Source organism: Leisingera sp. XS_AS12, assembly GCF_041224635.1.
Lineage (GTDB): Bacteria > Pseudomonadota > Alphaproteobacteria > Rhodobacterales > Rhodobacteraceae > Leisingera.
The window spans coordinates 1-412 of record NZ_JBGFGM010000080.1 but is presented as its reverse complement, the minus strand read 5'-3'; the positions used below and the strand labels follow the sequence as shown (position 1 = coordinate 412).

Here is a 412-nt window from a genome sequence, read left to right as displayed (position 1 = left end):
GGGGGGGGGGGGGGGGGGGGGGGGGGGGGGGGGGGGGGGGGGGGGGGGGGGGGGGGGGGGGGGGGGGGGGGGGGGGGGGGGGGGGGGGGGGGGGGGGGGGGGGGGGGAGGGGGGGGGGGGGGGGGGGGGGGGGGGGGGGGGAAAGTAGATAAAGAAGGGGTGATCCGGAACGTCTGCCAGGAGATGAACGTCGAACTTTCGCGCCACCGCTCGCGGTCTTTCGATGAGATGGAGCGCTGGGGCGACGACCTCTCCTCCTTCGACCTGTTGGTTGCGCTGTCGCCGTCATAGGCATAGCCAAGCGCCTTGCCCTTGCTGGGCCAGGAATAGATGACCGTGGCCCCGGGAATTTCGATGTCATGGGTCAATTGCGCCGCGCGAAAGGCGGTTTCGGCCTGGGTCGAGTTGTAGC

At 73.1% G+C, this 412-nt stretch carries 2 pseudogenes; one reads left to right on the top strand and one right to left on the bottom strand.

Annotated features, from left to right (window positions below):
* Positions 1-171: 171 nt before the first annotated feature.
* A pseudogene (locus AB9K35_RS07405) lies at positions 172-288 on the top strand (low molecular weight phosphatase family protein); the annotation flags it as partial.
* Here AB9K35_RS07405 and AB9K35_RS07400 read toward each other — a convergent pair.
* A pseudogene (locus AB9K35_RS07400) lies at positions 276-412 on the bottom strand (alpha/beta hydrolase); the annotation flags it as partial. The pseudogenes AB9K35_RS07405 and AB9K35_RS07400 sit on opposite strands and share 13 nt — an antisense overlap.